The 21,639-nt window shown below is 70.6% G+C and carries 15 protein-coding genes; 8 read left to right on the top strand and 7 right to left on the bottom strand.

The features are described 5' to 3' along the window. Nucleotides 1-77: 77 nt before the first annotated feature. Nucleotides 78-980 (top strand): 4-(cytidine 5'-diphospho)-2-C-methyl-D-erythritol kinase, encoded by a 903-nt coding sequence (locus tag RC1_RS15215; RefSeq protein WP_012568322.1) that lies wholly within the window; start codon nt 78-80, stop codon nt 978-980. Nucleotides 981-1,019: 39 nt separating this feature from the next. Then, the gene (locus RC1_RS15210) at nt 1,020-2,186 is read left to right on the top strand and encodes a PA0069 family radical SAM protein (protein WP_012568321.1); all 1,167 of its coding nucleotides are present in this window, start codon (nt 1,020-1,022) and stop codon (nt 2,184-2,186) included. Nucleotides 2,187-2,278: 92 nt separating this feature from the next. Here the strand turns inward: RC1_RS15210 and RC1_RS20305 are convergent, their stop codons facing one another. Next, on the bottom strand, nt 2,279-3,568 hold the full coding sequence (locus RC1_RS20305; protein WP_012568320.1) for a 5'-nucleotidase, lipoprotein e(P4) family: 1,290 nt from the start codon (nt 3,566-3,568) through the stop codon (nt 2,279-2,281). A gap of 199 nt (nt 3,569-3,767) precedes the next feature. Continuing rightward, nucleotides 3,768-5,120, bottom strand: a complete 1,353-nt coding sequence (hemN, locus tag RC1_RS15195) for an oxygen-independent coproporphyrinogen III oxidase (protein ID WP_012568319.1) — start codon at nt 5,118-5,120, stop codon at nt 3,768-3,770. Nucleotides 5,121-5,336: 216 nt separating this feature from the next. On the opposite strand from hemN, the gene RC1_RS15190 reads away from it, so the two are divergent. The 4 genes from RC1_RS15190 to folB all read left to right on the top strand — a co-directional run bounded on the left by RC1_RS15190 (nt 5,337) and on the right by folB (nt 9,880). Beyond that, entirely contained in the window at nt 5,337-7,469 is a 2,133-nt protein-coding gene (locus RC1_RS15190; protein ID WP_012568318.1) for a S9 family peptidase, read from the top strand. Between the two features lie 8 nt (nt 7,470-7,477). Beyond that, nucleotides 7,478-8,122 (top strand): ribonuclease HII, encoded by a 645-nt coding sequence (locus RC1_RS15185; protein WP_041785428.1) that lies wholly within the window; start codon nt 7,478-7,480, stop codon nt 8,120-8,122. A gap of 179 nt (nt 8,123-8,301) precedes the next feature. Beyond that, nucleotides 8,302-9,402, top strand: coding sequence for a site-specific DNA-methyltransferase (locus tag RC1_RS15180; RefSeq protein WP_012568316.1), 1,101 nt, complete (start codon nt 8,302-8,304; stop codon nt 9,400-9,402). A gap of 52 nt (nt 9,403-9,454) precedes the next feature. Then, a complete protein-coding gene (gene folB, locus RC1_RS15175; protein WP_012568315.1) occupies nt 9,455-9,880 on the top strand; it encodes a dihydroneopterin aldolase in 426 nt (141 codons plus the stop codon). A 36-nt stretch (nt 9,881-9,916) separates the two neighbouring features. On the opposite strand, the gene RC1_RS20300 is transcribed toward folB, so the two are convergent. Further along, a complete protein-coding gene (locus RC1_RS20300) occupies nt 9,917-12,277 on the bottom strand; it encodes a mechanosensitive ion channel domain-containing protein (protein ID WP_012568314.1) in 2,361 nt (786 codons plus the stop codon). 349 nt (nt 12,278-12,626) lie between these two features. Here RC1_RS20300 and RC1_RS15165 point away from each other — a divergent pair, with 349 nt between their 5' ends. After that, nucleotides 12,627-13,289, top strand: a complete 663-nt coding sequence (locus tag RC1_RS15165; protein WP_012568313.1) for a sulfite oxidase-like oxidoreductase — start codon at nt 12,627-12,629, stop codon at nt 13,287-13,289. Between the two features lie 42 nt (nt 13,290-13,331). Here the strand turns inward: RC1_RS15165 and RC1_RS15160 are convergent, their stop codons facing one another. The 4 genes from RC1_RS15160 to RC1_RS15145 all read right to left on the bottom strand — a co-directional run bounded on the left by RC1_RS15160 (nt 13,332) and on the right by RC1_RS15145 (nt 17,893). Further along, nucleotides 13,332-14,228: a TIGR01459 family HAD-type hydrolase gene (locus RC1_RS15160; RefSeq protein WP_012568312.1), complete on the bottom strand. Its 897-nt coding sequence runs from the start codon at nt 14,226-14,228 to the stop codon at nt 13,332-13,334. Nucleotides 14,229-14,346: 118 nt separating this feature from the next. Further along, nucleotides 14,347-15,687, bottom strand: a complete 1,341-nt coding sequence (locus RC1_RS15155) for an EAL domain-containing protein (protein ID WP_012568311.1) — start codon at nt 15,685-15,687, stop codon at nt 14,347-14,349. Between the two features lie 110 nt (nt 15,688-15,797). Continuing rightward, complete coding sequence (locus RC1_RS15150) at nt 15,798-17,081, bottom strand: threonine ammonia-lyase (RefSeq protein ID WP_012568310.1); 1,284 nt, start codon at nt 17,079-17,081, stop codon at nt 15,798-15,800. A gap of 251 nt (nt 17,082-17,332) precedes the next feature. Next, a complete protein-coding gene (locus RC1_RS15145) occupies nt 17,333-17,893 on the bottom strand; it encodes a YbhB/YbcL family Raf kinase inhibitor-like protein (protein WP_012568309.1) in 561 nt (186 codons plus the stop codon). A 234-nt stretch (nt 17,894-18,127) separates the two neighbouring features. Here RC1_RS15145 and RC1_RS15140 point away from each other — a divergent pair, with 234 nt between their 5' ends. Further along, complete coding sequence (locus RC1_RS15140) at nt 18,128-21,607, top strand: class I SAM-dependent DNA methyltransferase (protein ID WP_184446368.1); 3,480 nt, start codon at nt 18,128-18,130, stop codon at nt 21,605-21,607. The last annotated feature ends 32 nt before the right edge of the window (nt 21,608-21,639 follow it).

The raw sequence follows: 21,639 nt of genomic DNA, 5'->3' as shown, positions 1-21,639 counted from the left end.
TGCCGCCGGGCTTGATTCCGGCGGCCGCCTCGGGGACTGTGGCGGCCGTTCCGACCCCAGCCCCCTGTGCCCCTCCGATGACCGTGCCCCTGCCCGTCCGTGCCGCCGCCCCCGCCAAGCTGAACCTCTATCTGCATGTGCTGGGCAGGCGGCCCGACGGCTACCACCTGCTGGACAGTCTGGTCGTCTTCGCCGGGCTGTGCGACGTGGTGGAGGTGGCGCCGGCGGAGACGTTCCGGCTCTGCATCGACGGCCCCTTCGCGGCCCCCCTGCGGGCGGAGGACCCGGAACGCAATCTGGTCACCCGCGCCTGCCGCCGGCTGGCCGAGGCCGTGGGCCGCGCCCCGGACGTGGCGGTGACGCTGCACAAGCGGCTGCCCGTGGCCGGCGGCATCGGCGGCGGCTCCAGCGACGCGGCGGCGGCCCTGCGGGCGCTGGCCGCCCTCTGGGGGCTGGACCCGGACGATCCCCGTCCGGCGGCCGTGGCCCCCGGCCTGGGCGCCGACGTGCCGGTCTGCCTGCACGGGCGCAGCGCCTATTTCGGCGGCATCGGCGACGTGATCGACCCCGCCCCCGCCCTGCCCCCGGTCTGGCTGGTGCTGGTCAATCCCGGCATCGGCCTGGGCACGAAGGAGGTGTTCGGCGCGCGCCGGGACGGGTTCAGCACCGCCGGCCGGCTGGAACGGGCGCCGGCCGATCTTTCCGACTTCGTAACGATGCTGGAAGAGCGGGGGAACGACCTGATGGCCCCGGCCATCGCCCTGGCCCCGGTGGTGGCGGAGGTGCTGGACGCCCTGCGCGGCACGGCCGGCTGCCGGCTCGCCCGCATGTCCGGCAGCGGCGCCACCTGCTTCGGTCTTTTCGGAAGCGAAACGGATGCGCGGGCGGCCGCGGCGGGGCTGCGCGCGGCCCGGCCGGGCTGGTGGGCGGAAGCCGCCCCGCTGCTGCCCCAGGTGCCGGCGGTGGAGATCGCGGGCTGACCCGTCCCCGGCCGGGGAACGGCCGGCAATGTTCTTGATATGTTCCGTCCGGCATGGCACCCTGCCGGGATGGTGGACGAACTGCCCGATCGCGCGGTCAAGGGCCGTGGCAGCCTGTCGAACCGCTCCGGCCGGTTCGAGCCGACCCGGCGCGTCGCCATCGACGACGGCTGGTCGCGGCCCGCCCGGACGCAGCCTGACCGGACGGGACCCGGCTCTAGCCCGTCTGAGGCGACAGACGACGACGCCCTGCCGCCGCTGCGGACGGTGCTGCACGACGATACCAGCCGCAGCGTCATCGCCCGCAACGACAGCCCGGACATCCCCCACGACCGCTCGCTGAACCCCTACCGCGGCTGCGAGCATGGCTGCATCTACTGCTATGCCCGGCCGTCGCACGCCTATCTGGGCCTGTCGCCGGGACTGGATTTCGAGACGACGCTGTTCCGCAAGCCGCGCGCGGCGGAGCTGCTGGCGCGGGAGCTGCGGGCCCGGGGCTATGTGCCGAAGCCGCTGACCCTGGGCTCCAACACCGACCCCTACCAGCCGGTCGAGCGGCAGGAGCGCATCACCCGCGGCGTGCTGGAGGTGCTGCGCGACTTCCGCCACCCGGTCGGCATCATCACCAAGTCGGCGCTGGTGACCCGCGACCTGGACATCCTCGCACCGATGGCGGCGGAGGGGCTGGTCTCCGTCGCCGTCTCCGTCACCACGCTGGACCGCGACCTTGCCCGCCGGATGGAGCCCCGCGCCGCCACCCCGGCCCGCCGGCTGGAGACGGTGCGGGAACTGGCGGCGGCCGGCATTCCCGTGGCCGTGCTGGCCAGCCCGATGATCCCCGGCCTGACCGACCATGAGCTGGAGGCGATCCTGGAGGAAGCGGCCGCAGCCGGGGCGAAGCGGGCCAGCTACATCCTGCTGCGGCTGCCGCTGGAGATCGCCGCCCTGTTCCAGGAATGGCTGCACGAGCACGCACCCGACCGGGCGGCGCGGGTGCTGAGCCTGCTGCGCCAGTGCCGCGACGGCGGGCTGTACCAGGCCGCCTTCGGCACCCGGATGCGCGGCACCGGCCCCTATGCGGAGCTGCTGCGCCGCCGCTTCCATCTGGCCTGCGTGCGGCTGGGCCTGAACGAACGGCGGCTGGAGCTGGACTGCACCCGCTTCCGCCCGCCGCCCGCACCGGGGGACCAGCTCGGCCTGTTCTGAGCCGGTCCCCGCCCGCACCCCGTCACGGCGTGGGTGCTTTCCCCGTCACTGCGTGACGAGCCTTTCCCGTCACTGCGTGACAGCCTTTTCCGTCACTGCGTGACGAGGCCCCCCGACTTCGGCGCGGGGATCACGTTCAGCCAGATGCCGTACATCGGGTTCGGCAGGGTGATCCAGCGGCTGCGCCAGAGGTCGGCATGCCGGTCGGCCAGGGCGTTCAGGTCGGCCGGGGTGGAGCCGCGCCGGACCGAGACGAAGTCCGTGAGCTGGTCGCCGAACATCATGACGATGCGGTAGCGGTCCGCCACCAGGGCGCGGCGGGTGGTCTTGTCCTTGGGGAAGGTGGCGGCACCGACGACCGGCTGGAAGTCCGCCGGCACGGCATCCCCGGCCAGCCAGAGGTCGTCGGGCTGCACGTCGCCGAAGCCCTTCTCCCGCAGGTTGGCCAGCGTATCGGTCTTCTGCGGGCAGGCATCGGCCTCCCCGGCGCGCGGGCCGCCGCATTCGCGGTTGGTGATGAAGATCGGCCGGACGCCGTTGCGGCGCAGCAGCTCCACGAACTCGACCGCGCCGGGCAGCGCGGTGGCGGCACGGGCGGCAACCCAGGCATCCCAGGAGGCGGTGTTGAAGGACTCGTTCTTCAGGATGCTCAGCGCCTCGGCGACGCCGTTGTCCAGCACCGTCTCGTCCACGTCGAACACGGCGGCGGGCGGCTTGCCCTCGCCCCCGTCCTCCTGTTCCACCGCGGCCGAGCCGGGCAGGCGCAGCGCATCCGGCAGGCGCAGGGCGGCAAGATCGAAGGCCTGGACCAGGGCATAGCGATGCTCCGACGCCGTCTGCGCCCAGAGCGTCGCCGTCAGCCGCGGATCCTTCTCCGGATCGAACACCGGGGCAGGCGCCTCGGCCTGCGGCGCCGGAGTGGCGGGAGCCGGCGCTTCTTCGGCCTGCGGGGCCGGAACCGGAGCCTCGGCCTGCGGCGCCGGAGCGGCGGAAGCCGGCGCTTCTTCGGCCTGCGGTGCCGGGGCCGGAACCGGAGCCTCGGCCTGCGGCGCAGGAGCGGCGGAAGCCGGCGCTTCTTCGGCCTGCGGGGCCGGAACCGGAGCCTCGGCCTGCGGCGCCGGAGCGGCGGAAGCCGGCGCTTCTTCGGCCTGCGGTGCCGGAACCGGAGCCTCGGCCTGCGGCGCGGGGGCCGGCGTGGGAGCCGCGACGGTCGGGGCGGTCGGGGCGGCGACCTGCACGTCCGGCGCCGGCGCCGTCACCGCCGGGACGGCGGCCGGGGTCGCGGGCGGCGGGGCCTTGCCTATGGGCTCCAGGGGAATGATGAGGGCCGCCGCGATGACGACCACCGCCGCCCCCGCCAACACACGATCGATCCGAACCATCGACTTCTCCCGCACCGTCTATGGACCTGCTGTCAGGTGGAATGATGCGGGGGGCGACCGCCGCGCTCCGGACAGCCGCCCCCCGGACAGACGGGCGGCGTGCCCGTCCTGCGACAGGCACGCCGCGCCGTGGAACTTCCGGGGCACCACCTCCGTGGCGCCTGCCGGCAAGGATCGCCCGGCCTCAGATTGCCCGGCCTCAGATCGCCCGGCTGTGGCGGCCGCCCTCCGGATCGAGGTAGGCGTCGAACAGGGCGGCGACGCTGCGCACCAGCGGCCGCGCCTCGTCCACCACGCGCAGGCGGTTGCCCTCAAGCTCGATCAGCCCGTCGTCGCGCAGCCGCGCCAGATCGGCCCGCGGCGGCAGGACGGAGGCGACGGGGCGGCCGAACTCCTGGGCGATGGCGTCGATGTCCACCTCGAACTGGCACATCACCCGCTCGATCAGGCGGGCGCGCAGCCGGTCGTCGTCGCTGACGCGGAAGCCGCGGCCGACCGCCAGCCCGGACTCCGCCACCGCCTTCTGGTAGCCCGGCACGGGGACGATGTTGGCGACGAAGCCCTGCGGCATCCGGCCGATGGCCGAGGCGCCGAAGCCGATCAGCGCGTCGGCGCTGTCCGTCGTGTAGCCCTGGAAGTTGCGGCGCAGGCGCCCGTCCCGGGCGGCCACGGCGATGGGGTCGTCGGGCTTGGCGAAGTGGTCCATGCCGATGCGGACATAGCCGGCTTCCTGCAGGGTGGCCTCCAGGGCCAGCACCTGACGGATGCGCTCCTCCGCGTCGGGCAGGTGGTCCTCCCCGATGCGCGACTGGTGCGACTTGAAGGACGGCATGTGCGCGTAGCCGAACACCGACAGCCGGTCGGGGTCCATCGTCAGCGCGGTCCGCACCGTCTCGATGCAGGACTCCACCGTCTGGTGGGGCAGGCCGTAGAGCAGGTCCAGGTTGATGCCGGCGATGCCCGCGGCGCGCAGCCGCGCCACCGCCTCGGCCGTCATCTCCGGCGACTGGAAGCGGTTGATCGCCTTCTGCACCACCGGGTCGAAGCTCTGCACGCCCAGCGAGGCGCGGTTGATGCCGCCCGCGGCCAGCACCGCCGGCAGCGCTTCCGGCAGGGTGCGGGGATCGACCTCGATCGCCAGCTCGGCATCGGCGTCGAAGCGGAACGCCTCGCGCATGCCCTCCATCAGCTCGGCGAAGGCGTCGGCCGGGATCAGCGTCGGCGTGCCGCCGCCGAAATGCAGGTGCGTCACCCGCGGCCCCGCCGGCAGCAGGGCCGAGACCGTCCGGATCTCGCGGGTCAGCGCCTGGAGATAGGTGCGAATCGGATCGTCGTGCGGCACGACGACGGTGTGGCAGCCGCAGTACCAGCACATGCTGCGGCAGAACGGGATGTGCAGGTACAGCGACAACGTGCCGTCCGCCGGCATCTCCGACAGCCACTGCCTGTAGGTATCCGCATCCACGTCGGACGAGAAGTGGGGGGAAGCGGGATAGCTGGTGTAGCGCGGCACCCGCTGGCTGCGATATTTGGCGACGAGGTCGGGACGCATCCTGGTCAGGCCTTTCCTGAATTTGCTCGGAGAGTGCGTCGGGGACCGAACATTCCGCTTTGACATGGGTCAAGCCTGCTGCTTGTCGCGGGGCACCGGACCACCCCGCGGCGCGCCCCTGGGTCCGGTCGCGCGCCCGGCTTCCCGTACGGCGGGAAGCGGTCTAGGGTCGGCGCTCCAACCGGAAGAACACCAACCGAAAGAACGGGGAGTTTCATGGGTACGGGCCTGATCGCACGGGGACTGTTCGGCGCCACCCTGCTGCTGGCCGCAGCGGCCTCGGCGCAAGGGGCGGCACAGGGGGCCGCAGCGGAGGCGGCGACACCGCCGCCCTTCACCGACCGCGACGTCTTCGAACTGGAATATGCGCGCGATCCGCAGATCAGCCCCGACGGAAAGCAGATCGTCTATGCCCGCGTCGGCATGGACATCATGAAGGACCGCGCCGTCCCCACCCTCTGGGTCGTGGACCATGAGGGCCGCTCGCACCGGCCGCTGCTGCCCGGCCGGGTGCCGGCCTCGCTGGCCCGCTGGTCGCCCGACGGCGGCCGCATCGCCTATGTCCAGGCCGAGGGTGGCCAGCGCCAGATCCATGTGCGCTGGATGGACACGGGCCAGACCGCCACCGTCACCCACCTGACGGAGGATCCCGACAATCTGGCCTGGTCGCCGGACGGCCGCTGGCTGGCCTTCACCATGCTGGTCAAGGCCGAGGGCAAGCCGCTGGGCACCATGCCGCCGAAGCCGGACGGGGCCGAGTGGGCGCCCAAGGTCAAGGTGGTGGACAGCATGGTCTACCGCGCCGACGGGGCGGGCTTCCTGGAGCAGGGCCGTCACCACCTGTTCGTCGTGCCGGCCGAGGGCGGCACCCCCCGCCAGCTCACCAGCGGCGACTTCGACCACAGGGGCCAGCCCGCCTGGCTGCCCGACGGCAGCGCCATCATCATCGCCGCCAACCGCAACCCCGACTGGGAGACGGACCCGCTGAACCAGGACCTGCACGAGGTCAGCGTGAAGGACGGCACGATCCGCACCCTGACCACGCGCAAGGGGCCGGACAGCGATCCCGCCGTCTCCCCCGACGGGCGCTACATCGCCTTCACCGGCTTCGAGGACCAGCGCCGCGGCTACCATAATTCCCGCCTGTCCGTGCTGGACCGGCGCACGGGCGAGATCCGCACCCTGACCGAGGGGCTGGACCGGTCGGTGGACGCCCCGGCCTGGACGGACGAGGGCAAGGCCATCCTGGTCAGCTACGAGGACCGCGGCAACATGGTGCTGGCCCGCATCGGGCTGGACGGCCGGCGCGAGGTGCTGGCCGAGGATCTGGGCGGCACGACACTGGACCGGCCCTACACCTCGGGCAGCTTCAGCGTCTCCCGGAACGGCCGCTTCGCCTACACCGCCGCCGGCCCGGACCGCCCGGCCGACGTGGCGGCGGGAGAGAAGGCCGGCGCGGCCCGGCGCCTGACCGACCTGAACGCCGACCTGCTGGGCAACCGCGCCCTGGGCCGGACCGAGGCGCTGACCTGGAAATCCTCCGCCGACGGGCGCGAGATCCAGGGCTGGCTGATCACGCCGCCGGGCTTCGACCCCGCCACGGCCAAGGGCAGGCTGCCCCTGATCCTGGAGATCCACGGCGGCCCCTTCGCCAGCTACGGCCCGGTCTTCGGTGCGGAACTGCAACTGTTCGCCGCCGCGGGCTATGCCGTGCTCTATACCAACCCGCGCGGCAGCACCGGCTACGGCGACGACTTCGCCAACCAGATCCACCACAACTATCCCAGCGCCGACTATGACGACCTGATCTCCGGCGTGGATGCGGTGATCGCCAAGGGCTTCGTCGATCCCGACCGGCTCTACGTCACCGGCGGGTCGGGCGGCGGCGTGCTGACCGCCTGGATCGTCGGCAAGACCGACCGCTTCAAGGCGGCGGTGGTGGCGAAGCCGGTGATCAACTGGACCAGCTTCGCGCTGACGGCGGACATGCCGCCCTACTTCACCCGCTACTGGTTCTCCGGCATGCCCTGGGAGAAGCAGGAGGAGTACTGGCGCCGGTCGCCCCTGTCGCTGGTCGGCAACGTGAAGACCCCGACAATGCTGGTGACCGGCGAGGCCGACTACCGCACCCCGATGTCGGAAACGGAGCAGTACTATCAGGCGCTGAAGCTGCGCGGCATCCCCACCGCCATGGTCCGCATCCCCGAGGCGCCGCACGGCATCGCGCGGCGGCCGTCGAACCTGATCGCCAAGGCGAACACCACGCTGGCCTGGTTCGACCGCTACCGCCCCGAGGCGGCGAAGCCGGATACCGCGAAGCCCGACCCGGCGAAGCCGGACGGGAAGTGAGCGCGGCGATGCCGGACCTGACGCTGGAGCATCGCCACGGGCACGCCGCGGGCCGGATCGTCTGCGGCGTGGACGAGGCCGGGCGCGGCCCGCTGGCGGGGCCGGTGGTGGCCGCGGCGGTGGTGCTGCCCGGCGGGCCGCTGCCGGACTGGTGCGCCGGCATCGACGACAGCAAGCGCCTCTCCGCCGCCCGGCGGGAGGCGCTCTGCGGCCTGATCCGGGCGCAGGCCCGGGTCGGAGTCGGCATCGCCGACGTGGCGGAGATCGACACGCTGAACATCCTGCGCGCCACCTTCCTGGCGATGCGGCGGGCGGTGGAGGGGCTGGGCGCCCCCCTGCCCGCCGTGGCCCTGGTGGACGGCAACCAGCGCCCGCCCCTGCCCTGCGCCATTGTGGAGGCCATCGTGGACGGCGACGCGCTGTGCCTGTCCATCGCCGCGGCCAGCATCGTCGCCAAGGTCACGCGCGACCGCATCATGGCGGAGCTGGCCGAGCGCCATCCCGGCTACGGCTGGGAACGCAACGCCGGCTACGGCACCGCCGCCCACCGCGAGGCGCTGCGCCGGCTGGGCGCCACGCCCGAGCACCGGCGCAGCTTCGCCCCGGTGGCGGAGCAACTCCGCCTCGCCCTGGTGCAGGACGGCAACGGCTAAGGCTGGGGCTCCTGACCGCAGAGCGGCCCCATATCTTGCAGCAGAGTCCGAAGAGTCTTAGTTAACCGACTGACTCCACTGACTCTTCTGGAAAAATGACATTGACGTGGACTCGCGGACGACTCACCTTGGGCGGCTTGATTCGCCAAAAAGCCAGACCAAGGGACGCCCCGCTCGCCATGACCAGGCCCACCGAGAACACCGCCGCCAACCGCATCCTGGTCGGCGACTGCATCCAGTTGATGTCCCAGATGCCGGCCGGGTCGGTGGACATGGTGTTCGCCGATCCGCCCTACAATCTGCAGCTCTCGGGCGAGCTTCTGCGGCCGAACCACAGCCGCGTGGACGGGGTGGACGAGGAGTGGGACCGTTTCAGCGACCTGCCGACCTATGACCGTTTCACCCGCGACTGGCTGGGCGCCGCCCGCCACGCCCTGAAGGACGACGGCACGCTCTGGGTGATCGGCAGCTACCACAACATCTTCCGCGTCGGCTCCATCCTCCAGGATCTGGGTTTCTGGATCCTGAACGACATCGTCTGGCGCAAGTCCAACCCGATGCCGAACTTCAAGGGACGGCGCTTCACCAACGCGCACGAGACCCTGATCTGGGTCGCCAAGTCGCGCGAGGCGAAATACTACTTCGCCTATGAGGCGATGAAGAACCTGAACGAGGAACTGCAGATGCGCAGCGACTGGACGCTGCCGCTCTGCACCGGCGCGGAGCGCCTGCGCGGCGAGGACGGGCAGAAGGCGCACCCGACGCAGAAGCCGGAGGCGCTGCTCTACCGCGTGCTGCTGGCGGCGACGCGGCCGGACGATCTGGTGCTGGACCCGTTCTTCGGCACCGGCACGACGGGGGCGGTGGCGAAGCAGCTCCGCCGCCGCTGGATCGGCATCGAGCGGGAGCACGAGTACGCCCGCCTCGCCAACGCCCGCATCGCCGCGGTGGAGGAACTGGCCGAACCCGAACTGGTGGACGTGCCGGCACGGCGGACGCAGCCGCGGGTGCCGTTCGGCCATCTGGTGGAGCGCGGCCTGCTGAAGCCGGGCACGAACCTGTTCGACCAGCGCCGCCGCGTCATCGCAAAGGTGCGGGCCGACGGCACGCTGGTGGCGCAGAACCATCTGGGCCAGCACAGCGGCTCCATCCACAAGGTCGGCGCCGCCGTGCAGGGGCTGCCGGCCTGCAACGGCTGGACCTACTGGCACTTCCAGGAAGGCAAGAGCCTGGCCCCGATCGACGTGCTGCGGCAGAAGGTCATCGCCGAGATGCACTGACCGCTCGGCCGGACCCCAACGCGCGCTTGAGCGGCTCTGCTGCGGATGCTAAATGCCCGCGGCCATGAACAAGCTCTTCTCCCAGGTCACCCGCCCGTCCGCGCGCGTCCTTCCCGGCCGCGCGCTCGCCCGCCTTTTCGTGCGCGACATGGAACTGCTCGCCGTGGTCGGCATCTACGACCACGAGAAGACGGTGCCGCAGCGCATCCGGGTCAGCCTGGACCTGCATGTGCTGGACCGGGTCGGTCCGAAGCGGGACGAGATCGCCGACGTCGTCTCCTACGAGGAGGCGGTGGAGACCGTCCGCGGCATCGTCGGGGCGGGCCATGTCAACCTGCTGGAGACGCTGGCCGAGCGGATCGCCGCGGCGCTGCTGGCCGATGTCCGGATCCGCGCCGTCACCGTGCGGATCGAGAAGCTGGACGCCTTCGCCGAGGCCGCCAGCGTCGGCATCGAGATCACCCGCGGGCAGCCCTGACGGGCCGCCCGCGCTTCCCGGTCCTTCCGTTTCCCGTCAGTCCGCCGCCCCGGCCGCGGCCAGGGTCGGCCTGGCCATCCCCTCCGGCGGCATGCCGACGATGTGGACGGTGCGCTGCGGGAACGGGATCTCGATCCCCAGCTCGCCGAAGCGGCGCTTCATGCGGCGGTTGAACTCCCGCCCCACGGTCCATTGCTGGATCGGCCGCGTCTTGAACCGGGCCTTGATCAGCACGGCGTTCTCCTGGAACCCGTCCACGCCGATGATCTCCAGCGGCGCCAGGATCAGGGGCGCGTAGCGCGGATCGCGCATCATCTCCATCCCCAGATCCTCCAGCACCTTCACCACGCGGTCCGTGTCCTCCTGGTAGGCCACGTTCACGTCGAACATGTAGAAACTGAAGTCCTTGGTCAGGTTCTTCAGGCTGGTGACCGAGCTGAACGGAACGGCATGCACCGTGCCCGTCATGTCGCGCAGCCGGATGGTGCGGATGGAGATGGCCTCGACCAGCCCGCTGTGGCCGTTGCCGACATCCACCACGTCGCCCACGGCGATCGTGTCCTCGAACAGGATGAACATGCCGGTGATGACGTCCTTCACCAGCGTCTGCGAACCGAAGCCGATGGCCAGACCGATGACACCGGCACCGGCCAGCAGCGGGGCGATGTCCATGCCCAGTTCCGACAGCACGGTCAGCGCCACCATGGTCAGCAGCAGGATCAGGAAGGCGTTGCGCAGCAGCGGCAGCAGGGTGCGGACGCGGGCGCTGCGTTCCAGCGCCTTGCCGGTGGTGCGGTCCTTGGCCGTCAGGTAGCGCTCGATGCCGCTGCTGACCAGTTCCCAGGCGCCGATGGCGATCAGCAGCGTGACACCGATGGAGATGACGGCGGAGACGATGCGCTGGCCCGGCGGCGACTGCAGCCAGGCCAGCCCGTCCACGCCCCAGGCCTGGAGCACGGCCAGCGTCGCGGTCACCAGGATGCCGGTGCGCAGCAGCCGGTGCAGGATCGGCAGGTAGCGGTGCGCCCGTGCTTCCAGCAGCGGATACTGCGCCTTCATCTGCGGCGCCAGCGTGAAGGCGTGATGGACAAGCTGGTCCAGCCCGCGGGTGAGCAGGGTGGCCAGTATCAGGGCCGCCCCGGAGATCAGCGTGGCGCGCAGCACGAACTCGAAGCCGCCCTGGATCTCCAGCGCCCAGATGCCGAAGATCACGATGATGTAGACGGACGCCAGGATGTGCCAGACATCGGCCAGCCGGCGCCGCGCCGCCGCCAGGGCGCGGCCCGCGGCACCCGACCCGGCGGCGGGTCGGGCCGCCGGCCCGGCGGGGACGGCCGGCGCCGCCTCCCCCGCGACGGCGGCGGCCAGGGCAGCATCCGCCGGATCGGGGCCGGGCGGCACCGGCGCCGCCCGGTCGTGGCGCAGCCACTCCCCGACGGCATGGCGCTTCTGGAGGGTGATGATGAGAAGCATCACCGCCACCACCAGCCCGACCAGCTTCAGCATCGCCTCGTAGGGCTGCTCGGGCAGTCCCAGCATCTTCGCCGCCTGGGCCACGAAGTAGCCGTAGACGGAGGCGAAGGCGATCCGCCGGGTCCAGATGGTGAGGTACAGCGCCGTCTCGTCCGTCACCTTCAGCAGCCGCAGGTTCGGCGTCAGCGGCGACAGCAGCAGCCGGGTGGTCAGCATCACCGTCTGCACGAAGATGCTGGCGTTGAGGAAGGTCAGCGCCGCCAGCCGCACGGCCTTCTGCGTCTCGACCAGCGTCAGCACGCCGTAACCGGCCGCGGCGAAGGCCACCACGGGCAACAGGTCCAGCAGTCCGCGACCCAGCAGCAGCGGCACCTTGGCCCAGACCGTCGGGGCCGGCCGCTCCCCCAGCGCCGCGCGCGGTCCGCGCAGCAGCCAGCGCATGGTGAAGCGGGCGGAGACGCCGGCGACGATGACGATGGTCAGTTCCATCAGCAGCCGCAGCCAGGTCTCGCGCCGGGCCGGATCGTTGATCTGGCGGTTGACCCAGGCCATGGCGCGGGGCGTATCGACCAGCGCCTCGCCCGTGGTGGCGAGCTGGTTGCCCACCTTCTCCACCCGTTCCGACAGCGTGGTCAGCATCCGCGTGCCCAGCGTCTCCACCGGGCGCTCGCGCTTCTCCGCATTCTGCGCGGCGATCATGGCCCGGAGCTGGCGCACCATCACCTCGCGCTGGGCCGGGTCCTCCAGCATCTTGACCGTCCGCTCCATCTCCTCGGTGGTGACGGGGGCGGCCGTCTGCTGCGGCTGGGGCATGGTCTGGGCCGACGCCGGGCCGGCGGACAGCCAGCCGACGAGCAGCAGCGCAAGCAGAACAGGCAGAAGCAGCCGCGCCGGGGAGCGCAGCGGGAGACTGTGAGGAGCCATCTACGGGCTGTCCGAAGGTTGCGGCATGTCAGCGGGCAGACTAGCGGGACCGGCGCGGGCTGCCAACCCGGCTACCCCCTTCGCGCCGTCCGGAGACCCGGCCGCCCCTTCCCCGCGGGAGTGTCGCTGCCCCGCTCCGCCTTGCGGCATGCGCCCTCACAGGCGCTCCGGCCGCCCGGTGACAAGTGTGGGCGGCGGGCAGCCCCGGCCGGGCGGCAGGCCGCGCACGGACCGACGGGCCGCCCTGCCGCCGCCCCCTGCCGTCGCCCCCTGCCGTCGCCCCCCTCGCCCTCCGGCGTGCCGGCCGCTATGTTATGGCCAGCGGAACCGTTGACGGGGATGGAAGGCGATGCCCGACGATCCGGGCCTGATCGGCCAGATCAAGCAGAAGCTGGTGGAGAGCAAGCAGCGCTGGGCGCGGGAGGGCCGGCACCTGACCGGCATCCAGGGCGAGCCCGGGCAGCGCCTGCCGCCGGGCCAGCGCGAGGTGAAGAACTGGCCGGTGCTGGATCTGGGCGTGCAGCCCGACATCCGGCCGGAGACCTGGCACCTGCGGGTGGACGGGCTGGTGGAGACCCCGACCGTCTGGAAGTGGGACGATTTCCGCGCCCAGCCGCGCTTCCAGGACGTCTCCGACATCCATTGCGTCACCGCCTGGTCGCGCTACGAGAATCTCTGGGAGGGCGTGTCGGCCCGGCACATCCTGTCGGTCGTGAAGCCGAAGCCGGAGGCGCGGCACATCCTGTTCCACAGCTTCGACGGCTATACCACGAACCTTCCCCTGGCCGCCTTCGACGACGACGACGTGCTGCTGGCCGACACCTGGGAGGGCAGGCCGATCACGCGCGAGCACGGCGGGCCCGTGCGCGTGGTGGTGCCGAAGCTCTATTTCTGGAAATCGGCCAAGTGGGTGAACCGCATGGAGTTCCTGGCGGAGGACCGGCCCGGCTTCTGGGAGGAGCGCGGCTACCACAACGAGGGCGACCCCTGGAAGGAGCAGCGCTACTCCTGACCGGAACCGGCCGCGGGCACCGCCGGCCCTGCCAGACCGGCCCTACCAGACCAGGGCCGGCAGGGCGCCGGTGGGCCGGGCCGGGGCGGCGGCCGCGATCTCCTCCAGCTTCGCCGGATCGCCGTGACCGCCGGCCGCGGCGTCCAGCTCGTCGCGGTGGATGCCGCCGGTGACCAGGATGGCGTCGATCCCGGCGGCGCGGGCCCCCGCCACGTCGGTGCGCAGGCTGTCCCCGATGGCGACGATGCGGGCCGGGTCCAGCGGCGCCCCCGCCAGCCCGGCCAGCAGGTCGAAGCAGCGGCGGTAGACCGGCGGGTGCGGCTTGCCGTGGTAGCGCACCTCGCCCCCCATCTCCTCGTAGCGCTGGGCCAGCAGGCCGGCGCAGACGACCAGCTTCGGCCCAACATGCACGATCAGGTCGGGATTGGCGCAGACCATGGGCAGGCGGCGGTCGGCGCAGCGGCGCAGCACCGGCTCGTAGTCGGCGACCGTCTCGTCGAAATCGTCCACCCCGGTATTGACGACGAAGTCCGCCTCCTCCGGCGTCGCCACCCGGATGCGGCCGGGCAGGCCCTCGTACACGTCGGCGTCGCGCGGCGGCCCCAGATGGTAGAGCCGCGGCCCCAGGGCGGCGTGCCAGTCGTCCGGCGGGTCGCGCAGCGCCAGGTGCGCCGCCTGGCCCGAGGTCATCATGGCGTGCCAGAGGTCGGGCGTCAGGCCCATCGCCTCCAGCCGCTTCAGCGTGCCGGGGAAGCGGCGCGGCGCGTTCGACAGCAGGCAGATCCACTTGCCCCGCGCCTTCAGCGCCCGCAGCGCCTCGGGGACGCCGGGAAAGGCGCGCTCGCCGTCGTGCAGCACGCCCCAGAGGTCCAGGATGTAGCCGTCATAGCGGTCGGCGACCTCACGGAGGCCGTGATGGAGCGGGATCGGTGCGGTCATGCGGCGGGCCGGAGCTTGCGGGGGCGGGAACGGCGGGGGCGGGAACGGGTGTCCGCCCCGGTGGTAGCCCAGGCACGGCCCCCGGCGCAACCCGCGGCGCCCCCCGGCGCGCGCCCGATCAGCCGGCCGGCTTCTTCGCCAGCCGCGGCTCCCCGAACAGGTAGCCCTGGCCGAAGTCGATGTAGAGGTCCAGCAGTTCCAGGAGCTGCTGGTCCGTCTCCACCTTCTCCACGATCAGGTCGATGGCGTTGCGGTCCAGCTTGTTCTTCAGCTCGCGCACGGCGCGGGGATCGGCGAAGCGGCCGTCGGGGTCGAGCAGGCGGGCGGCGTCCAGCTTCACGTAGCGGATCTCGTGCCGGGCCATCTCGTCCCAGTCCACGTCCAGCCGTTCCACCTGGTCCATGGAGAAGCGGAAGCCCAGCCGCTTCAGCCCGTCCAGGAAGCCGGTGGCGAACAGTCCGCCCTGCATCAGGTCCGCCTGGGACAGTTCGAACACCAGCTTGGCGGCGAGGTTCGGGTGCTGGCCCATGTACTGCACGAACTCGCCCATGAAGCCGCTGTCGTTCAGCGTGGCGGCGGAGATGTTGCACATGAAGCCGACCGTCTGGTGCCGCTTCTCCGTCTCGCGGATGAGCTGGATGCAGCGGAACAGCAGCATGTTGTCGATCGCCGCGATCAGCCCGGCCCGCTCGGCCACGGCCAGATAGCGGTCCGGCGTCAGGTAGGTCTCCCCCCCGCCGTCGCGGATGCGGGAGAAGACCTCGTAATAGCGGTGCTTGCGCTGCGGCAGGCTGACGATCGGCTGCAGGAAGATGTCCACCTGGTCGGCGCGCAGGGCGCGGCGGATGCTGTCCAGCACGGCGGCATCGTCCGGCCCTGCCGGCTGCGGCGGGGCAGCCGTCAGCGGGGCAGGTGTCAGTGGTGCCGGCGGCATGCGCGGGGCGGGGCGGGGCGTGAACAGGTCCCGCGGCGGCTCGGGCGCCGGTCCGCCGTCCGGGGCGTCGGCCGGGTCCACTCCGGCAGGGGTGTCCGCGAGAGGGGCCTCCCCTACGGGAACCGCCGCGACGGAAACCGCCCCGGCCGGCGGCTGCGGCGGAAGCTGCCCGGCCAGCCGTTCCAGCAGCCGCGCCTCGGAGACGATGCTGGCCACTTCCCCGCGCAGGGGGACGGTGCCGCTCAGCCGCTCGTCCAGCCGGGCCAGCAGGACGCGGATTTCGTCCTGCTGGCGCTGCAGCCGCCACATCCGCGCCTCCAGCCGCTCCTGCGACTCGGTGCGGCTCCAGAACTCGTGCAGCAGGGCGCCGAAGACGAAGGTGAGAAGGCCGAACAGCACGGCCTCGTCCCGGTCCACCCCGGCGACGGTCAGCGACAGGGTCAGGGCCACGGCCAGCGCCAGCGCCGCGTAGGCAAAGGCGAACACGGCATGCCGCAGCCAGCTCACGGTGCGCAGGCGGTTCATGGCTCCCCCGGGCAGATCGGCGCAGGACGGTCCGATGCCCCAGGGTGACGCCCCCGTCCGGTGTGGTCAACCGGATCGGGTTAACCCTGTTTAAATCCCCCCCGACGGGGTCAGACCCCGCCGGTCAGGATCTTCACCCCGAAGCCGGCGTCGCGCAGGGCCTGCACGACCTTGGCGGCGTGGCGGGCGCTGCGGCACTCGATGGTCAGGTCGATGTCGGTGGACTTCACCGTGGCGGTGGTGAACAGGCGCTGGTGCATCGCCTCGATGATGTTGCCGCCGGCCTCGCCCACCACGCTGGTGATGCGGCCCAGCCCGCCCGGCCGGTCGGGGATGGCGATGCGCAGGGCGATCAGCCGCCCCTCGCGCACGAGCTGGCGCATGATGACCTGGGCCAGCAGGCGGCTGTCGATGTTGCCGCCGCAGAGCACCAGCCCGACCTTGCGGCCCTGGAAGCGTTCCGGATGGTTCAGCACGGCGGCCAGCCCGGCGGCCCCCGCCCCTTCCGCCACCGTCTTCTCGATGTTCAGGAACAGGGCGACGGCCCGCTCCACCTCCGCATCGGGGACCAGCATCACCTCGTCCACCAGGGCGCGGATGATCTGCAGGGTCAGGCGGCCGACATTCTTGACGGCGATGCCCTCGGCGATGGTGTCGCCGCCGACATGGGGCGGCTCGCCGCGCAGGGCCTGGGCCACGGCGGCATAGGCCTCGACCTCCACGCCGACCACCTCGATGTCCGGCTTCACCGCCTTGGCCGCGGTGGCGATGCCGGAGATCAGGCCGCCGCCGCCGACGGGCACCACCAGCACCTCCAGGTCCGGCGCCGCGGCCAGCATCTCCAGCGCGACGGTGCCCTGGCCGGCGATCACCTCGGCATCGTCATAGGGGTGGACCAGGACCAGCCCCTCCTCGCGCACCAGCCGCTCGGCCTCGATCTGGCTCTCGCCCAGGTTGGCGCCCTTCAGCACGACGCGGGCGCCGAAATTCTCGGTATGCTCCACCTTCACGAAGGGCGTGCCCTCGGGCATCACGATGGTGGCCGGCACGCCCAGCCGCCCGGCATGGTAGGCCACGCCCTGGGCATGGTTGCCGGCCGACATGGCGACGACGCCACGGCGGCGCTCCTCCTCCGTCAGCGTGCGCAGCTTGTTGAAGGCGCCGCGCTCCTTGAAGCTGGCGGTGAACTGGAGATTCTCGAACTTGACCCAGATCTCCGCCCCCGTGATCTGCGACAGGGTGCGGGAGGGGATGCAGGGCGTCTCCACCACCTGGCCCCGCAGCGCCTCGGCGGCGGCGCGGATGTCGTCGAGCGAGACCGGCAGGGCAGCGGTATCCGGGGCAGCGGCGTCCGGGGCGGCGGCATCCGGGGAGGACGGGGGGCGCTGGCTCATGGGAACGGTTCCGGGCGAAACGGTTGGACCGTTCCGCTTAGCGCATCGCCGCGGCTTTGACCACAGCCCCGGCGGGACGGCAGGGCTGCACCAGGGGGGCGGGCAGCGCCCCTTGCGGCCCGACCGCCCCCACCCCACGCCCCTGCCCCACGCCCCTGCCCCAAGCCCCCACCCCACGGCCACGCGCCGCCGGGGAGCGGGGGCGGGACCACCCCGGGCTCGGCGGGTCCCGGGCTCGGCGGGTCCCGGGCTCAGCGGGTATAGACCGCCGTCAGCTTCGCCACGCCCAGGGCATTGGCGCGGGTCATGAAGCCGATCAGGGCGGGGCTGGCCGCGGGGTCCACGTCCAGCCTCTCCACCCCCAGGGCGAAGAGGCGGAACTCGTAGCGGTGGACCTCGCCGGGCGGCGGGCAGGCGCCGCCGAAGCCGGCGGTGCCGAAATCGTTGCGCGCCTGCACCGCCCCGGCCGGCAGCCCCCCGCCCGCAGCGGCGTTCGCCGGCAGGCCGGTGGCGTCGGCCGGGATGTTGTAGACGACCCAGTGCCACCAGCCGGAGCCGGTGGGCGCATCGGGATCGTAGGCGGTGAGGACGAAGCTCCTGGTGCCCGCGGGCGCGCCGGACCAGCTCAACTGCGGGGAGATGTTCTGGCCGCTGCACCCGAAGCCGTTGAAGACCTGCTTCTGCGTCAGCGCCGCCCCCTCGGCGATATCCGTGCTGGTCAGCCGGAACTCCCCGGCCAGCGCCGGCCCCGCCGCCAGCCCGGCCAGCACCAGTCCTGCCGCGATCCACCCTGCCGCTTTCCGCATCCTCATGGCTCCCTCTCTCCTCGTCGTCCGTCCCCGGGCGCCGGCGCCCGGGGGAGAGACCATACGGGAAGAAAGGGCTCCCTGCGAAGCCCGGGGGCGAAGCCCGGGGCGGGGGCGGGGGCTGCGGCTGACGGCACCGGGCCCAGCCGACGCTCAAGCGAGCGACACTCTTTATCATCCCATTACGGGCAGATAACCTGTGCCGCCCCTCCCATCTGGTGTATGCCGCAGACCATGTCGATGCCGCCCGTGCTGACCGCCGTCACCGACCCCGTTGAGCGCTTCCCCGTTGAGCGCTTCATCGAGCGCTGGTCCCCGTCCGGCGGGGCGGAGCTGGCGAATTACGGCCTGTTCATCAGCGAGCTGTGCGACCTGATCGGCGTGCCGCGGCCCGACCCGCGCACCGGCGACGACGCCCGGGACAGCTATGTCCTGGAAAAGCCGGTGACCATCCGGCACACGGACGACAGCACCAGCAGCGGCCGGATCGACTGTTACCGCAAGGACTGCTTCGTCCTGGAGGCCAAGCAGGGGGTGGACGCGGAAAGCCAGACGGCCCTGCCCCTGCTGGGGGTGGCGGGTGCGCCGGCGGCCCCCTCCGGCACGAGGCGCAGGGGCCATGGCGTGCGCGGCAGCAAGGGCTGGGACGACGCCATGATCCGCGCCCGCGGTCAGGCGGAGAAATACGCCAAGGCCCTGCCGGAATGGCCTCCCTTCCTGATCGTGCTGGATGTGGGACATGAGATTCAACTGTTCGCCGGCTTCAGCCGGACGGGCAAGGACTATACTCACTTCCCGGATGCCAGTTCCTTCCGCATCCGGATGACGGACCTGCGGCGGCAGGAAACCCGCGATCTGCTGAAGGCGGTCTGGCTGGACCCGCTGTCGCTGGACCCGTCCAAGCGCACCGCCAAGGTGACGCGGGAGATCGCGGAGCGGCTGGCCGTCCTGGCCAAGAGCCTGGAGCAGGCGGGCCATTCGGCGGCAAACGTCGCCACGTTCCTGATGCGCTGCCTGTTCACCATGTTCGCCGAGGATGTGGAACTGCTGCCCAAGGACAGTTTCCGCGACCTGCTGCGGAACCTGCGTGGTCACCCGCAGGACTTCGTTCCCACCATGCGGGTGCTGTGGAAGTCCATGAACGATGGCGACTTCTGCGGTGTGCTGACCCAGAAGGTCCTGCGCTTCAACGGCGGCCTGTTCAAGCACGCGGACGCCCTGCCCCTGACGCCGGAGCAGTTGGAACTGCTGATCCAGGCGGCGGAGGCCAACTGGCGGGACGTGGAGCCCGCCATCTTCGGCACCCTGCTGGAGCGCGCCCTGGACAAGACGGAGCGGCACAAGCTGGGGGCGCACTATACCCCGCGCGCCTATGTGGAGCGGCTGGTGCTGCCCACGGTGATCGAGCCGCTGCGGGAGGAATGGGAGGCGGTGAAGGTGGCCGCCGCAGAGCAGGAGCGGGACGCGGCCGTGGCGCTGGTGATGGAGTTCCACCGCAAGCTGTGCGACACGCGGGTGCTGGACCCGGCCTGCGGCACCGGCAACTTCCTGTACGTCACCATGGAACTGATGAAGAAGCTGGAAGGCGAGGTGCTGGACTTCCTGTCCATCACCCTGGACGTCCGGCAGGATGCCCTTGACCTCGCCGGCCATACGGTGGACCCGCACCAGTTCCTGGGCATCGAGGTGAACCCCCGCGCCGCCGCCATCGCCGAACTGGTGCTGTGGATCGGTTACCTGCAATGGCACTTCAAGACCCGCGGCAAGGTGATGCCGGCCGAGCCGGTGCTGAAGGACTTCAAGAACATCGAGAACCGCGACGCCATCCTGGCCTGGGACCGGACGGAGATCGTGCGGGACGAGAGCGGCAGGCCGGTCACCCGCTGGGACGGGGTGACCATGAAGAAGCACCCGGTGACGGGGGAGGACGTGCCGGATGAGACGGCACGGGTGGAACTGGTGCGCTACGTCAAGCCGCGCCCGGCAAAGTGGCCGAAGGCGGATTACATCGTGGGGAATCCGCCGTTTATCGGCACAAAGCTGATGCGAGCAGCGCTGGGCGATGGGTACGTCAATCAGCTACGAGAGACAATAGACCATATTCCTGATTCTGCCGACTATGTTATGTATTGGTGGGACCACGCAGCAAAACTGCTTTGGAACGGCAAGATATTTAGATTTGGCTTTGTCACAACAAACAGCATAACCCAGACATTCAACCGACGGGTCTTGACCAATCGCCTAAAAACAGGCGCGCAGATTTATATAATTTTTGCTATTCCCGACCACCCATGGTCTGATGCGGACGGAAGCGCAGCTGTACGAATCTCGATGACTGTCGTGGCAAAAGGAAATAGCGCAGGTCGCCTATTACTGCCAATCAGGGAGGAACATCTCGGCTCCGAAACTCCGAATATCGAGTTTAACGAAAAGCACGGGGCAATATCTGCTGATCTACGCATTGGCGCTAACATTGGTAACGCTACAGAACTCATTTCGAATGAGCGAATCTGTGGTTTTGGAATGGCGCTTCATGGTCAGGGCTTTCTTCTATCCAGAGCAAAATCTGATGAACTCAAGAAGTTTGGATCACAAGTAATTCGGCCGTTTCTCGGCGGGAAGGACCTGCTGAGCGCCGCTCGGGAGAGATATGTAATTGATTTTTCTGGACTTACCGAAGAAGAGGCACAGATAGCAAATCCAGCGGCCTTTCAACACGTAATGCTTTATGTGAAGCCTGAGAGAGACCATAATCGACGCGATTCCATTAAGAAACTCTGGTGGCGTTTTGCATGGGAGCGGCCCACTCTGCGAGAAGCATTGAAGGGATTAGACAGATACATCGCCACCACCGAAACATCGAAGCATAGAGTATTCCAGTTTATAGAAGCCATTTATCTTACAGATCACATGGGAATAGTAATTTCATCTCAAGATGCACTAATTCTTGGCGCGCTTTCATCGTGGCCCCACAGGCTTTGGGCAATCAAAGCAGGTGGTACACTTGAAGACCGTCCGCGGTACAATAAAACCCGCTGCTTCGACCCCTTCCCCTTCCCCGACCCGGCGGAAGAGCTGAAAGCCCGCATCCGTGTCCTGGGTGAGCGGCTGGACAGTTTCCGCAAGGAGCGGCAGGCGGCGCATCCCGACCTGACCCTGACCCAGATGTACAATGTGCTGGAGCGGCTGCGGGAGCTGGACCGCGACCCCGCGGCCAAGCCCCTGGACGCCAAGGAAAAGGCGATCCATGAAAAGGGCCTGATCTCCGTGCTGCGGCAGATCCATGACGATCTGGACCGGGCGGTGTTCGACGCCTATGGCTGGCCCCATGACCTGACCGACGAACAGATCCTGGAACGGCTGGTGGCCCTGAACAAGGAACGGGCGGCAGAGGAGAAGCGGGGGATCATCCGCTGGCTGCGCCCGGAGTTCCAGGCGCCGAAGACGGCCAGGCCGGTGCAGACGGCCATGGAGGTGGGGCCGGAAGAGACGTCCGCCCCCGCGGCGCCGGCGGCCAAGGCACCCTGGCCCAAATCCCTGCCGGAACAGGCCCAGCAGGTGCTGGCCGCGCTCACCGCCCTGGGCCGCCCCGCCACCCCGACCGAGGTGGCCCGCACCTTCAGGTCCGCCCCCGCCCCCCGCGTGGCCGAGGTGATGGCGACCCTGGAGACCATGGGCCGCGCCTGGAAGGTGGAGAACACGGACCGCTACGCGGCTTAGGAACCAGCGGAAGCCCCCGGCAGCCCGAGCGG

The sequence above is a fragment of the Rhodospirillum centenum SW genome (assembly GCF_000016185.1).
GTDB lineage: Bacteria > Pseudomonadota > Alphaproteobacteria > Azospirillales > Azospirillaceae > Rhodocista > Rhodocista centena.
Note: the sequence above shows the minus strand (reverse complement) of the source record. Positions and strands in the feature narration are given on the sequence as shown.

What these genes read in the sequence shown, in the direction of transcription:
- RC1_RS15215 (WP_012568322.1), top strand. Translation starts at nt 78, where the DNA reads ATGACCGTGCCCCTGCCCGTCCGTGCCGCCGCCCCCGCCAAGCTGAAC.
- RC1_RS15210 (WP_012568321.1), top strand. Translation starts at nt 1,020, where the DNA reads ATGTTCCGTCCGGCATGGCACCCTGCCGGGATGGTGGACGAACTGCCC.
- RC1_RS20305 (WP_012568320.1), bottom strand. Translation starts at nt 3,568, where the DNA reads ATGGTTCGGATCGATCGTGTGTTGGCGGGGGCGGCGGTGGTCGTCATC.
- hemN (WP_012568319.1), bottom strand. Translation starts at nt 5,120, where the DNA reads ATGCGTCCCGACCTCGTCGCCAAATATCGCAGCCAGCGGGTGCCGCGC.
- RC1_RS15190 (WP_012568318.1), top strand. Translation starts at nt 5,337, where the DNA reads ATGGGTACGGGCCTGATCGCACGGGGACTGTTCGGCGCCACCCTGCTG.
- RC1_RS15185 (WP_041785428.1), top strand. Translation starts at nt 7,478, where the DNA reads ATGCCGGACCTGACGCTGGAGCATCGCCACGGGCACGCCGCGGGCCGG.
- RC1_RS15180 (WP_012568316.1), top strand. Translation starts at nt 8,302, where the DNA reads ATGACCAGGCCCACCGAGAACACCGCCGCCAACCGCATCCTGGTCGGC.
- folB (WP_012568315.1), top strand. Translation starts at nt 9,455, where the DNA reads ATGCCCGCGGCCATGAACAAGCTCTTCTCCCAGGTCACCCGCCCGTCC.
- RC1_RS20300 (WP_012568314.1), bottom strand. Translation starts at nt 12,277, where the DNA reads ATGGCTCCTCACAGTCTCCCGCTGCGCTCCCCGGCGCGGCTGCTTCTG.
- RC1_RS15165 (WP_012568313.1), top strand. Translation starts at nt 12,627, where the DNA reads ATGCCCGACGATCCGGGCCTGATCGGCCAGATCAAGCAGAAGCTGGTG.
- RC1_RS15160 (WP_012568312.1), bottom strand. Translation starts at nt 14,228, where the DNA reads ATGACCGCACCGATCCCGCTCCATCACGGCCTCCGTGAGGTCGCCGAC.
- RC1_RS15155 (WP_012568311.1), bottom strand. Translation starts at nt 15,687, where the DNA reads ATGAACCGCCTGCGCACCGTGAGCTGGCTGCGGCATGCCGTGTTCGCC.
- RC1_RS15150 (WP_012568310.1), bottom strand. Translation starts at nt 17,081, where the DNA reads ATGAGCCAGCGCCCCCCGTCCTCCCCGGATGCCGCCGCCCCGGACGCC.
- RC1_RS15145 (WP_012568309.1), bottom strand. Translation starts at nt 17,893, where the DNA reads ATGAGGATGCGGAAAGCGGCAGGGTGGATCGCGGCAGGACTGGTGCTG.
- RC1_RS15140 (WP_184446368.1), top strand. Translation starts at nt 18,128, where the DNA reads ATGCCGCCCGTGCTGACCGCCGTCACCGACCCCGTTGAGCGCTTCCCC.